Here is a 13,476-nt window from a genome sequence, read left to right on the forward strand (position 1 = left end):
ATACAGACTGTTACCCGTTACATCACGGTTTTGTTTAACAACAATTGTTCGTTCGTTTATGGCAAAAAGGTAGTCGCGAACAATGAAGCAAAAAGCATTATGGATTAACCAGATAAAAGGGCTGTGTATCTGCCTGGTGGTTATCTACCATTCAGTCATCACCTTTTATCCCCATCTCAATGGGTTACAACATCCGTTATCCGGTCTTCTCGCCAAATGTTGGGTCTATTTTAATCTCTATCTTGCTCCCTTCCGCATGCCGGTGTTTTTCTTCATTTCCGGCTATCTGATTCGACGTTACATCGATGAGGTGGACTGGCGTACCAGTCTCGATAAACGGATCTGGAGCATTGTCTGGGTACTGGCGCTGTGGGGCGTTCTGCAATGGCAGGCGCTGAGCCACCTCAACGCCTGGCTTGCTCCCGAGCGTGAACTGGCCACTTCCTCCAATGCGGCCTATGCCGATTCCCTTTCCGGGTTTGTGAAGGGAATGCTCACCGCCAGCACCAGTCTCTGGTATCTGTATGCCCTGGTGGTCTATTTCACGCTGTGTAAACTGCTGAGCCGCTGGAAGCTGCCGGTACTGGGGCTGCTGGCACTGGCGAGCGTCGCGATAAACTTCCTGCCGCTGCCGTGGTGGGGAATGAACAGCGTGGTGCGCAACATGATCTACTACAGCCTCGGCGCGTGGTATGGCGCTGAGCTGATGGCGTGGATGAAAGGGTTCAATCTGCGTCGCGCCTGGCTGGCGTTAGCCGCGTTCGCTGCCGTCTCTGTGGTGCTGTGGTTTGCTAACGTCCCGCTGCTGCTCTCCCTGCTGTCGATTGTGTTGATCATGAAGCTTTTCTACAGCATTGAGCAACGTTATGCCGTCCATCCTAATAATCTGCTTAACGTGATCGGTTCTAATACCATCGCGATTTATACCACCCATCGCATCCTGATTGAGGCCTTTAGCCTGTTCCTGATTGGTGAGATGAATGCCGCATACTGGCCGGTCTGGGCGGAGCTGACGTTGATTCTGGTCTACCCGTTTGCCAGCCTGTTGCTCTGCACCCTTGCCGGGCTTGGGGTGCGTAAGGTCTCCAGCGCACTGTTTGGTGATGTGTTCTTCTCCCCGCCTTCCACGCTTTCTCCGTCATCGGCCAGCCGCTGATGCGCTTTTCGCCCCCTTTTGGGGGCGAATTTCCTCCCTGTGCGGTTCCGGTTTGATTATGTAAAACGATCGAGGATAATAAAGACATTGCGTATCAGTGATATGCCCCAATACTGTTGGTATATCCCCAAGAGACTCTGACATAGCCATGCCTGAACACTATCGATATTCCTTGCCTGTCAAAGCGGGCGATCAGCGCCAGCTGGGCGAACTTACTGGCGCGGCGTGCGCCACGCTGGTGGCAGAAATCGCTGAGCGACACCCGGGTCCGGTGGTACTGGTTGCCCCGGATATGCAAAATGCCCTGCGCCTGCATGATGAAATCCGCCAGTTCACTGACAATCTGGTGTTCAGTCTGGCCGACTGGGAAACGCTGCCCTATGACAGTTTCTCGCCGCACCAGGAGATCATCTCCTCTCGTCTGTCGACCCTGTATCAGTTACCGACGATGCAGCGCGGCGTGCTGATCGTCCCCGTAAACACCCTGATGCAGCGGGTCTGTCCGCACAGCTATCTTCATGGCCATGCGCTGGTGATGAAAAAAGGCCAGCGCCTGTCCCGGGACGCCCTGCGCGCGCAGCTCGACAGCGCCGGTTATCGCCATGTCGATCAGGTGATGGAGCACGGGGAATATGCCACGCGTGGTGCACTGCTCGATCTTTACCCGATGGGCAGCGACCAGCCGTATCGTCTGGATTTCTTCGATGATGAAATCGATAGCCTGCGCGTGTTCGACGCCGACACGCAGCGCACGCTGGAAGAAGTGGACTCCATCAATTTACTGCCCGCACATGAGTTCCCGACCGACAAAACCGCAATCGAGCTGTTCCGCAGCCAGTGGCGCGACAGATTCGACGTTAAACGCGATGCCGAACATATCTATCAGCAGGTCAGCAAAGGGACGCTGCCGGCGGGGATTGAATACTGGCAGCCGCTGTTCTTTAACGAGCCTCTGCCCGCGCTGTTCAGCTATTTCCCGGCCAATACGCTGATTGTTAACACCGGTGATATCGACGCCAGCGCCAGCCGTTTTGAGAGCGAAACTCGCGCCCGCTTTGAAAACCGGGGCGTGGACCCGATGCGTCCGCTGTTGCCACCGGAAGTGCTGTGGCTGCGCACTGATGAGCTGAACGCCGAGCTGAAACGCTGGCCGCGTATGCAGCTCAAAACCGATTCGCTCGCCGACAAGGCCGCCAATACCAACCTCGCCTTCCGCACGCTACCGGATTTATCCGTTCAGGCGCAGCAGAAGTCGCCGCTGGATAATCTGCGCAAGTTCCTCGAATCCTTTACCGGGCCGGTCGTGTTCTCCGTTGAAAGCGAAGGCCGCCGGGAAGCGCTGGGTGAACTGCTGGGGCGGATCAAAATTGCCCCGAAACGTATTTTGCGCCTGAGTGAAGCCACCGGTAATGGCCGTTATCTGATGATTGGCTCCGCCGAGCACGGGTTTGTGGATACTCTCAACAATCTGGCGCTGATTTGCGAAAGCGACCTGCTGGGGGAACGCGTGGCGCGCCGCCGTCAGGACAGCCGTCGCACCATTAATCCGGACACGCTGATCCGTAACCTCGCCGAACTGCACCCCGGCCAGCCGATTGTTCACCTCGAGCACGGAGTTGGCCGTTATCAGGGCATGACGACGCTGGAAGCCGGTGGCATCAAGGGCGAATACCTGATGCTGACCTACGCCAATGACGCCAAACTCTATGTGCCGGTCTCTTCCCTGCATCTCATCAGCCGCTATGCCGGCGGTGCAGAAGACCATGCGCCATTACATAAACTGGGCGGCGACGCCTGGGCGCGCGCGCGGCAGAAAGCCGCGGAAAAAGTGCGTGATGTGGCGGCAGAGCTGCTGGATATCTACGCCCAACGCGCGGCCAAAGAAGGCTTTGCCTTCAGGCATGATAAACAACAGTACCAGATGTTCTGCGATAGCTTCCCGTTTGAAACCACCCCGGATCAGGCCCAGGCCATTAATGCTGTGCTGAGCGACATGTGCCAGCCGCTGGCGATGGACAGGCTGGTTTGCGGCGATGTCGGCTTCGGCAAAACCGAAGTGGCGATGCGCGCCGCCTTCCTCGCTGTAGAAAACAACAAACAGGTCGCGGTGCTGGTGCCTACCACCCTGCTCGCCCAGCAGCATTTTGACAACTTCCGCGACCGTTTCGCCAACTGGCCGGTTCGTATTGAGATGCTGTCACGTTTTCGCAGCACCAAAGAGCAGACGCAGATTCTGGAACAGGCCAGCGAGGGTAAGATCGATATTCTGATCGGCACCCACAAGCTGCTGCAGAGTGATGTGAAGTGGAAAGATCTGGGGCTGTTGATCGTCGATGAAGAACACCGCTTTGGGGTCCGTCATAAAGAGCGTATTAAAGCGATGCGTGCCGACGTCGATATCCTCACCCTGACCGCCACACCGATTCCGCGAACGCTGAATATGGCGATGAGCGGCATGCGTGACCTGTCAATTATCGCCACGCCGCCGGCACGTCGTCTGGCGGTAAAAACCTTTGTTCGTGAGTACGACAACCTGGTCGTCCGCGAGGCTATTCTGCGTGAAGTACTGCGCGGGGGTCAGGTCTATTATCTCTATAACGACGTGGAAAATATCCAGAAAGCGGCGGACAGGCTGGCAGAACTGGTGCCGGAAGCGCGCATCGCTATCGGTCACGGTCAAATGCGCGAGCGCGAGCTGGAGCGGGTGATGAACGATTTCCACCACCAGCGCTTTAACGTCCTGGTGTGTACCACCATCATTGAGACCGGGATCGATATTCCGACGGCCAATACCATCATTATTGAGCGCGCGGATCACTTTGGACTGGCGCAGCTTCACCAGCTGCGTGGCCGCGTTGGCCGCTCGCACCATCAGGCCTACGCCTGGCTGCTAACCCCGCATCCGAAAGCGATGACCACCGATGCGCAAAAACGTCTGGAGGCTATCGCATCGCTGGAAGATCTGGGCGCGGGCTTCGCGCTGGCGACACACGACCTTGAGATCCGCGGTGCAGGTGAACTTCTGGGCGAAGACCAGAGCGGCTCGATGGAAACCATCGGCTTCTCGCTCTATATGGAGCTGCTGGAAAATGCGGTCGATGCCCTGAAGGCCGGACGTGAGCCATCGCTGGAAGATCTGACCAGCCAGCAAACTGAGGTGGAACTGCGCATGCCTTCCCTGCTACCGGATGATTTTATTCCGGATGTGAACACGCGTCTGTCGTTCTACAAACGTATCGCCAGTGCGAAAAATGAGAACGAACTGGATGAAATTAAGGTAGAGCTGATCGATCGCTTTGGCCTGTTGCCGGATGCCGCGAGAAACCTGCTGGATATTGCGAGGCTGCGCCAGCAGGCACAGAAGCTGGGCATTCGTAAGCTCGAAGGCAATGAAAAAGGTGGCGTGATTGAATTTGCCGAGAAGAATCACGTTAATCCGATGTGGCTAATCGGTCTGCTCCAGAAACAGCCGCAGCATTTCCGTCTGGATGGTCCAACGCGTCTGAAATTTACGCAGGAGCTGACGGATCGTAAAAACCGGATGGAGTGGGTTCGTCACTTTATGCGTCAGCTGGAAGAGAACGCTGTCGCATAATTCCCCTTCCCCCCGTTGGCGCAATGCTTACGGGGGGACAATTTACAAACTCTTTGCACTTCACCTGGATTTCCCGACATACCCATTCGCCATAATTATCGTTAACGCCTTATAAAACAATAACCTTATTATTTATATGGATTATGGTGATGATGACCTCTTCGCGTTTTACCCGCTGGATAACCGTGTTTGCGCTGGCAGCAACGGTAGCTGTTGCGCTTCCTGCACGCGCAAATACCTGGCCTCTTCCCCCTGCTGGCAGCAAGGTCGTGGGCGAAAACCGTTTTCATGTGGTTGAAAATAATGGGGGATCGCTCGAAGCGATTGCCAAAAAATATAACGTAGGCTTTCTGGCTCTGCTGCAGGCTAACCCTGGCGTCGATCCCTATGTGCCACGCGCTGGCAGCGTCCTGACCATCCCGTTGCAGACCCTTCTCCCGGATGTAGCGCGCGAAGGGATCGTGATAAACCTTGCCGAGCTGCGTCTTTACTATTACCCGCCGGGTAAAAATGAAGTCACCGTTTATCCAATCGGTATTGGCCAGCTGGGCGGCGACACGCTGACCCCAACAATGGTCACCACCGTATCGGATAAACGTGCCAACCCAACCTGGACGCCAACGGCTAATATTCGTGCTCGCTATAAAGCACAGGGAATTGATTTGCCGGCTGTGGTGCCAGCGGGTCCGGAGAATCCGATGGGTCACCACGCGATCCGTCTTGCGGCCTATGGTGGCGTTTACCTTCTGCATGGAACAAATGCGGATTTCGGTATCGGGATGCGCGTCAGTTCCGGCTGTATTCGTCTGCGCGATGATGATATCAAGACGCTCTATAGCGTGATCACGCCTGGTACCCGAGTGAATATTATTAATACGCCCATTAAGGTTTCTGAGGAGCCGGGTGGCGTAAGACTGGTTGAAATTCACCAGCCGTTATCGAAAAACATTGGCGACGATCCGCAGACACTGCCAATTAATCTGAATGCCGCGATGGTGAGCTTTAAAACGAATGCCCGCACGGATGGCATCGTGATGGAGCGTGCGATGGAGGCGCGTTCCGGGATGCCCACCGATGTCACCCGGCATCAGGATGTCACCCAGCAGTCGATGTGATCCCCAATAAAAAAAGCCCTGCTGAGCAGGGCTTTTTTACAGTGGCATCGCAGTGGCATAAATGAGGGTTTAGCCAGGCTTATTTGTAGATAACAGCGGTGCCGTGCAGGGTGTTAGGACCGGTCACTGAGGTGATGCGGAAAGATTTTGCACCCATCTCGTCAGCTTTCTGCGCCAGCTGATCTTCCAGTGAGCCCAGGTTAGTCCCGGCAGAAGCAGAGATAGTCCCGACTTTATGCTGGTCAGCAGGGGTTGATTGCACTTCAACAGCAGCGAAGCTTGCGAAAGAAAGTGAACTCAGAACAGCAGCAGCGATGAGGGTTTTTACGTTTTTCATGATTTTTACCTTTGGGCAGATGATTTGGAGGTCGTTAGCTATTTAGTTAACGATCGATATGTAAATCATAAATGTGATCCAGCTCACGCGTCAACATCTTTTTATAACGAACATTAATTAAATTTTAAATCCGTTATTTTTCATACCCATATGATTAATTTATTTTTCTCTCATCAGTGCTGGTGGTCACCCGCGATTATTTTTATAATGATTATTCAACAAACCAACAGAGGACCAACGGCAAATGACAACCGACGTGACGAGTTGCGCGAAGAAAAGCCGTGGCCGACCAAAAGTGTTCGACAGGGATGCAGCGCTTGATAAGGCCATGACTCTCTTCTGGCAACATGGGTATGAAGCGACCTCGCTTTCCGATCTGGTGGAAGCTACCGGTGCCAAAGCACCCACGCTGTATGCTGAATTCACCAATAAAGAGGGGCTGTTCAGGGCGGTGCTGGACAGATACATTTCGCGCTTTGCGGCGAAACACGAAGCCCAGCTATTTTGTGAAGAGAAAAGCGTCGAACAGGCGCTACGGGACTATTTCACCACCGTCGCGACCTGCTTCACCAGTAAAGATACCCCTGCGGGTTGCTTTATGATTAACACCTCTGCCACCCTTGCGGCCTCCTCAAAAGAGATTGCCAACACGGTGAAATCGCGCCATGCCATGCAGGAAGAGACGCTAAGCGCGTTCCTGTCTCAGCGCCAACAACGAGGTGAAATTCCTGCGCATTGCAATCCACAGATGCTGGCGCAATACCTGAACTGTATTTTGCAGGGTATGTCGATAAGCGCCCGTGAAGGGGCTACGCTGGAAAAACTGCAAACCATTACCGCGACCACGCTGAAACTGTGGCCTGAACTGCTTAAAATCTGACGTAAAAAAAAGCTCCTCAGCCTGAGCGCTTGAGGAGCTAAGTTCAGAGAACATCTTTTTTACACTTTGTTATTCAGTACCAGCTGGCCGTTTCCATCCAGCGGAATTTGAGTGCCCGGGTCTTTATCCATGCGGATCTTGCCCTGCTGATCGCCAATTTTGTACGTCACGTCGTAACCCAGCATTTTCTCCGACTTGTCATAGACGGTTTTGCAGCGCTGCTGAGTCGTCGTGTACGTGTCGTTATCCTGCATAGCGCCCTGCACCTGGTTACCGGCATAGCCGCCGCCCAGCGCGCCGACCACGGTCGCCACATCTTTACCACGACCACCACCAAACTGATGGCCAATCACACCACCGGCAACCGCACCCAGTACTGAACCGGCGATACGGTTTTCATCCTGTACCGGACGGCGATGGGTCACGGAGACGTTACGGCACTCCTGACGAGGCGTTTTCACGGTTTCTTTAATGGGGGTAGCAGACACGACCTGTGCGTATTGTGGGCCGCGATCCAGTACGTTGAGACTGGCAACGGCAGCCACACCTAACGCAGCAGCGACGCCAATCCCTATACCCGCCAACATTGATTTATTCACGGGACTTCCTCCTTTGTTGCTATTGGTAACAATTTTGCAATGCAGGTCGCGCTTCGCCAATAAGACAAAGGATCAAAAAGTGGACGTGGAGGAGAGATATATCGTGTTTAGGAGAACTCTTAAGCACTCAATGTACGATGAGCAGCATGATATGCTAAAAATCCCCTCCGGAGGCCCCGGAGGGAGAGAATATTAGTGCAGCTTCAGGCGTGGTCGAATAACGCGGTTGATTCGTCCCACCAGCATCATCAGCCCGGTTTTGAAGTAACCGTGCAGGGCAATCTGGTGCATACGATAGAGCGAGATATAGACAAAGCGTGCAATACGCCCTTCCACCATCATGGAGCCGCGCATCAGGTTACCCATCAGGCTGCCGACGGTAGAGAAGTTCGAGAGCGATACCAGAGAACCATGGTCTTTATAGACATAGGCTTTCATCGGCTTACCTTTGTACTGCGCCAGAATATTGTGCAGTACCAGGCTTGCCATCTGGTGCGCTGCCTGAGCACGCGGAGGCACAAAACCGCCCTCCGGACGCGCGCAGGAAGCACAGTCGCCGATGGCGAAAATGTCCGGATCGCGTGTGGTTTGCAGGGTCGGCTCGGTCACCAGCTGGTTAATACGGTTCGTTTCCAGCCCGCCAATCTCTTTCATAAAATCAGGTGCTTTGATGCCAGCAGCCCAGACCATCAGGTCTGCTTTGATGTACTCGCCATCTTTGGTATGCAGGCCGCCGCCGTCCGCGCTGGTTACCATGGTTTGGGTCAGAACCCGCACGCCCAGCTTGGTCAGTTCATTATGCGCCGCACCGGAAATGCGCGGAGGCAGCGCCGGCAGGATACGTTCACCCGCTTCAACCAGCGTCACGTTCAGCGCGTCATTGGTTAAGCCTTTATAGCCGTAGCTGTGCAGCTGTTTCACCGCGTTGTGCAGCTCAGCAGAAAGCTCGACGCCCGTCGCACCCCCACCAACAATCGCGATATTAACCTTCCCGTTCGCACCCATATTGCTGGTGTACTTCAGGAACAGGTTCAGCATTTCCTGGTGGAAACGACGTGCCTGATGTGGGTTATCGAGGAAGATACAGTGCTCTTTTACACCTGGTGTGTTGAAGTCATTGGAGGTACTGCCCAGCGCCATGACCAGCGTGTCATACGGCAGTTTGCGCTCAGGAACCAGCAGATCCCCTTTTTCATCGCGCAGCTCTGCCAGGGTAATGGTTTTGCTCTCACGATTGATATCCACCACGGAGCCCAGCTGGAACTGGAAATGGTGATTGCGCGCATGTGCCAGATAGCTCAGCGCGTCCACGCCCTCATCCAGTGAACCGGTCGCCACTTCGTGCAACAGCGGTTTCCACAGATGGCTGTGGTTACGATCCACCAGCGTAATTTTGGCTTTTTTGCCGCGACCGAGCTTCTTGCCTAACTGTGTAGCCAGCTCCAGCCCGCCAGCACCACCGCCGACAATCACTATCTTTTTCAATGGCGTAGTCAACGTGACCCCCTCAAATTATTAACCAATTGTTAATTAAAAGTTATAAAAATAACCCTTAATTAACAACAGGTTACAGCACTGAAACCATTCAGGTGCATTGAGAATACCACGTCAGGCGCATTGGTCATACCAAAATTGATATGCATCAAGTTTTGATGGCTTAAAAGTAGACAATTCTGGACAAAAAGAAAGCCCGGCGCGCTTTCGCGGCCGAGCCTGGCAGGTCGTACGCAGTGGATTAGCCCAGGGTTTTGAAGGCTTTGATCCGCTGCAAATGCGGGGAGATGTTCTTGAATTTGTGGGTCTGTTCTTCATCCCAGACAATTTCATAGTATTGATGCAGCAACTCAGCCGCCCGGTGGCTGTTAAGGGCTTCATCATTACGCGACAAGATCACCAGACAACGGTCGCGGTTTTTCTCCCGAAAATTACTGACGCACTTGGTGGCAATATCGACATACTCTTCAGGGCGGTCAATTTTACCTTCCATGTTCTCATTCGGGAAAAGATTAGGATTGAACACCACCTGGCGGATATCGCACAGGAATCCAATCCGCTCTGCCCAGTAGCCACCTAATCCCACGCCACAAATCAGCGGACGGTCATCGATGTTGAGCTGCAACATCTTGTCCACCTCTTTGAGCAGGTGCTGCATATCATGCTTTGGATGGCGTGTGCTGTAACTGATCAGCCGGACATCCGGATCGATAAACTGCAGCTGCAGGACCTTCTCATGATTACCAGGACTGTTTGAGTCAAAACCGTGTAAATAGATGATCATTGTCTTCTCACCACGCTACGCCTTCCGGGAGGATTTACAGGCTGGCTTTATGTGCCTGCCAGCGTTCATTCAGGGCTTCAAGCTGCGCGTTGACCGTCTTCCAGCGCGCCGAGTCCATCAGCTCCTGACGGCTAAATGAACCTTTATGATACAATTGTGTAACACGCTGTGCATTGATCGGCGACAGGTTATCCAGCACGCTGACGGCACCTTTACGATTATTGCAGACGAGGATCATATCGCAACCTGCGTCCAGCGACGCCTGACCGCGCTCCGCGTAGCTGCCCATAATCGCCGCCCCTTCCATCGACAAATCGTCTGAGAAAATCACGCCATTAAACCCCAGTTCCTGACGCAAAACGGTTTTCAGCCAGTGCGCGGACCCGCTTGCAGGACGCGGGTCGACGTCGCTGTAAATCACGTGCGCTGGCATGATGGCGTCCAGCTTGTTATCGGTGATCAGGGAGCGGAACACCGACATATCTTTGGCACGAATGTCAGCTTCCGGACGCGGATCGCGCGGCGTCTCTTTGTGCGAGTCGGCGGTCACCGCACCGTGTCCCGGGAAATGTTTCCCGGTGGTTTTCATTCCCGCGTCGTGCATACCGTCAATAAAACAGCTCGCTATCGCCAGCGCAATACGCGGATCTTCATGGTATGAGCGTTCGCCAATGGCGGCGCTGATATGCCCCACGTCCAGAACCGGCGCAAAACTGATGTCGATATCCATGGCAATCATCTCGCTGGCCATCAGCCAGCCGGCCTCTTGCGCCAGTTTGCCCCCCTCTTCCGTGCCCAGTAATGCCGCAAAAGATTGGGCGGCAGGCAGGCGAGTAAAGCCTTCGCGGAAACGCTGTACGCGTCCGCCTTCCTGATCGACGGCCACCACCAGATGATTGCGCGATGCAGCACGGATCTGGCGCACCAGTTCTCGCAGCTGCGCCGGATCGTGATAGTTGCGGGTGAACAGGATCAAGCCTCCCACCAGCGGGTGCGCCAGTATTTCACGCTCCTCCGCATCCAGTTCAAACCCTTCTACATCCAACATGACTGGACCCACACCAACCTCTCTTATCCTTTAGTTTGTAACTGACGCCAGGCATCATCTGCCAGCGCAATAAATTGTTTGTCTCGGGATTGCTGAAAGCGCATTTCAAACCAGCCAGCCATCAGCATGACGACCCACGGTCGCCAGCGCCTCACCTGACGCCTCAGGGCGTCGGCATTCATGTGCGCTATCCGGGCGTAGTCGGTGATGAGCCGCTGTCGCGCAGTATCATCTTCCGACCAGACGGCCGCCAGCTCTAGCGCTACGTCTCCGTCACCGGCATACTCCCAGTCGATAAGCCTCGCACCGAGGGACGTATGAACAATATTTCCGGCATGAACATCCATATGCAGCGGCGAGAGCCGAAGCGGCTGCGGTTCGCCCGTTTTACGCAGCCGTTTTAGCTGTGCCAGCCAGAATGGGGTTCGCCTGTCGGCTGAAGCCTGCTGCCAGTATTGATCAAGCAACGGCAGCAGCGTCACCCGCCACCCCAGACGCGGTTGCCGGTGCAGATGACAGAGCATAGCCGCAAGCACTGCCGTTTCCGGTAGCGTGTTGCCGATCTCCCCTGCCAGATACTCCACGGCCATCCAGCCCTGGCGGTAAAAACGGGGCTTTGGCACCAGATCCGCCGGAAGGCGTTTCAGTGCCCGATACTGACGGCGGAAATGGGATGCAGACGCTGAGGGATCGTGATTCTGCCGCAATACCAGACGTTGCTCGCCCTGCTCTATAATGCAACTCGCGCCGCCAAGCCCGGAAGGGGCCTGCGGCGCGATAAGGCGATACTGTGGAAAATAACGCGTCAGGATCTCTTCACGCGTACTGTCAGAGTTGCGTAACGGCACCTTTACCTGACCAGATAATCTCGCCTGTCTGAACCAGCATCAGCTGCATCTGCAGGGCTGGCGTGTTCACGTTACCGGTGGCACTGGAGTAAAGCACATACTGCGCACCGACGTTACGGGCAATCCCAATCGCCTTGCTGCGTGAACCGAGGCTGTCCTGCGGTGACAGGCCCAACTGCTGCTTGGCTACCGCGAGCTGCTGTGCCGAGACCAGCGTAAACTTACCGTTATTGGCCAGGGCATTGCGCAGGGTTTCTGTCGCTTCGCCCGCGTTCAGCGAACCGTTGGTACGGTTATTCACGCTATCAACCAACAATACGCTGCCCGCGGTCACACCCTGAGCCTGCAGCATTTTGCCGACCATCGGTTGCATCGCACCGTTCCAGTCGTAATGGCGAACGCGCGGCGCAGGCTGCGATGTCTGATCCGGATGTTCAATTGGACCAGGCTGCGACGGAATAGACGGCACAGTCGGTACGGTTGGCGGCGGCTGTGTTGGCTGTGTCGGCTGCTCGGTACCCGGTTTGGCCTCTTCCACAGGCGCAGGTTCTTCAGTTCGGGTCACACACCCTGCGAGGAACAGAGCGAAAGCAGTCACGAGCGCATAACGGCTCAAATTTTTAATCAAGGTTCACCCCTTACAAATAAAGATAAAGTCTCACCTTATGTGCACCCAGATAGTTGGCGCTGCCATAGAGCGTTACCGACGATCTTGCCGGAATAGTGACGCTGCGCGGCGCTTCCAGCGGATGCATTTCAAGACCTCGTACGTCATACCAGAAAAAACGGTAGTGCACCGTCACTGGTTCTTGTCTTTCATTAAAGAGCGTAGAGGAAGCAGAAGAGTTGATTTCACTGATCGACAACGCAGGTTGTTGCGCCGTGATGCCCGCAGCAAGTACGGAGGATTCCATCACCAGCGTCTGTTCATCGCTGACGGGGATCGCCGGACGCGTGCTGCACCCTACGATCAACATCGTCATTACCAGCGCTGCAATACGCCCTTTAAGCATGTCAAAGACCTTTATGTGCCAGCATCGGCCCCAGAGGACGTCCACCCAGCAGATGCATGTGAATATGATAAACTTCCTGACCACCGTGGCGATTACAGTTCATGATGAGACGGTAACCGTCTTCAGCAATCCCTTCCTGCTCAGCAATTTTTGCGGCCACTGTCAGCATACGACCTAACGCTACTTCATGCTCGGTTTTTACGTCGTTTACGGTCGGAATCAGAATATTAGGAATAATAAGGATATGTGTCGGAGCCTGAGGAGAAATGTCCCGGAAAGCCGTCACCAGCTCATCCTGATAAACGATATCCGAAGGGATTTCGCGGCGGATAATTTTACTAAAAATCGTTTCTTCAGCCATGACCTTTTCCTTTTTTGTTTAATCTGGCGTAGTGCGCCGCCATTAACACATTCTCAGTATTACTGTGTGACACAACACAAGAGTATGAGCGAGATTCTCCTGTCCTTTCAACCTTCTCCACCGATTTCTTTCCTGAATGTCCTCCAGCTGCCTGGAGAGTGAGCGCTGACGCGTCGCGATCGCCTGAAACATTATTTCAGTTCTCTTTGACACATCTGTTTACACCGTTAATCTCAATGCGTATAT

General features: G+C 54.4%; 13 protein-coding genes. 4 read left to right on the forward strand and 9 right to left on the reverse strand.

Translation table 11 applies throughout. The features are described 5' to 3' along the window. Positions 1 to 82 precede the first annotated feature (82 nt). The 3 genes from BJ887_RS21060 (at position 83) to BJ887_RS21070 (ending at position 5,866) form a co-directional block, all read left to right on the forward strand. The gene (locus BJ887_RS21060; RefSeq protein WP_121340387.1) at positions 83 to 1,156 is read left to right on the forward strand and encodes an acyltransferase family protein; all 1,074 of its coding nucleotides are present in this window, start codon (positions 83 to 85) and stop codon (positions 1,154 to 1,156) included. A 148-nt stretch (positions 1,157 to 1,304) separates the two neighbouring features. After that, positions 1,305 to 4,751, forward strand: a complete 3,447-nt coding sequence (gene mfd / locus BJ887_RS21065; RefSeq protein WP_025204447.1) for a transcription-repair coupling factor — start codon at positions 1,305 to 1,307, stop codon at positions 4,749 to 4,751. A gap of 149 nt (positions 4,752 to 4,900) precedes the next feature. Continuing rightward, a complete protein-coding gene (locus BJ887_RS21070) occupies positions 4,901 to 5,866 on the forward strand; it encodes a L,D-transpeptidase family protein (RefSeq protein WP_044858705.1) in 966 nt (321 codons plus the stop codon). A 79-nt stretch (positions 5,867 to 5,945) separates the two neighbouring features. Here the strand turns inward: BJ887_RS21070 and bhsA are convergent, their stop codons facing one another. Beyond that, positions 5,946 to 6,203 carry a multiple stress resistance protein BhsA gene (bhsA, locus tag BJ887_RS21075; protein WP_013097102.1) on the reverse strand — a complete coding sequence of 86 codons (258 nt, stop codon included), beginning with the start codon at positions 6,201 to 6,203 and terminating at the stop codon, positions 5,946 to 5,948. Positions 6,204 to 6,447: 244 nt separating this feature from the next. Here bhsA and comR point away from each other — a divergent pair, with 244 nt between their 5' ends. Then, a complete protein-coding gene (gene comR / locus BJ887_RS21080; RefSeq protein WP_014169591.1) occupies positions 6,448 to 7,083 on the forward strand; it encodes a TetR family copper-responsive transcriptional repressor ComR in 636 nt (211 codons plus the stop codon). 59 nt (positions 7,084 to 7,142) lie between these two features. Here the strand turns inward: comR and BJ887_RS21085 are convergent, their stop codons facing one another. The 8 genes from BJ887_RS21085 to hinT all read right to left on the reverse strand — a co-directional run bounded on the left by BJ887_RS21085 (position 7,143) and on the right by hinT (position 13,230). After that, entirely contained in the window at positions 7,143 to 7,682 is a 540-nt protein-coding gene (locus BJ887_RS21085; RefSeq protein WP_008500779.1) for a glycine zipper 2TM domain-containing protein, read from the reverse strand. Between the two features lie 192 nt (positions 7,683 to 7,874). Next, on the reverse strand, positions 7,875 to 9,179 hold the full coding sequence (locus tag BJ887_RS21090) for an NAD(P)/FAD-dependent oxidoreductase (protein ID WP_121340388.1): 1,305 nt from the start codon (positions 9,177 to 9,179) through the stop codon (positions 7,875 to 7,877). A 238-nt stretch (positions 9,180 to 9,417) separates the two neighbouring features. Further along, positions 9,418 to 9,960 carry an alpha/beta hydrolase YcfP gene (gene ycfP, locus BJ887_RS21095; RefSeq protein WP_121340389.1) on the reverse strand — a complete coding sequence of 181 codons (543 nt, stop codon included), beginning with the start codon at positions 9,958 to 9,960 and terminating at the stop codon, positions 9,418 to 9,420. A 34-nt stretch (positions 9,961 to 9,994) separates the two neighbouring features. Next, on the reverse strand, positions 9,995 to 11,020 hold the full coding sequence (gene nagZ, locus BJ887_RS21100; protein WP_020884661.1) for a beta-N-acetylhexosaminidase: 1,026 nt from the start codon (positions 11,018 to 11,020) through the stop codon (positions 9,995 to 9,997). 11 nt (positions 11,021 to 11,031) lie between these two features. Next, the gene (gene thiK, locus BJ887_RS21105; protein ID WP_121340390.1) at positions 11,032 to 11,856 is read right to left on the reverse strand and encodes a thiamine kinase; all 825 of its coding nucleotides are present in this window, start codon (positions 11,854 to 11,856) and stop codon (positions 11,032 to 11,034) included. Beyond that, positions 11,837 to 12,484 carry a penicillin-binding protein activator LpoB gene (lpoB, locus tag BJ887_RS21110; protein WP_014169586.1) on the reverse strand — a complete coding sequence of 216 codons (648 nt, stop codon included), beginning with the start codon at positions 12,482 to 12,484 and terminating at the stop codon, positions 11,837 to 11,839. Before lpoB ends, thiK begins: the two co-directional genes overlap by 20 nt. Before the next feature lie 10 nt (positions 12,485 to 12,494). Beyond that, entirely contained in the window at positions 12,495 to 12,869 is a 375-nt protein-coding gene (locus BJ887_RS21115; protein WP_014169585.1) for a YcfL family protein, read from the reverse strand. A gap of 1 nt (position 12,870) precedes the next feature. Further along, positions 12,871 to 13,230, reverse strand: a complete 360-nt coding sequence (gene hinT / locus BJ887_RS21120) for a purine nucleoside phosphoramidase (protein WP_006809243.1) — start codon at positions 13,228 to 13,230, stop codon at positions 12,871 to 12,873. Between the last annotated feature and the right edge of the window lie 246 nt (positions 13,231 to 13,476).

The organism is Enterobacter sp. WPR_3_1 (assembly GCF_003635055.1).
GTDB classification, from domain to species: domain Bacteria; phylum Pseudomonadota; class Gammaproteobacteria; order Enterobacterales; family Enterobacteriaceae; genus Enterobacter; species Enterobacter ludwigii.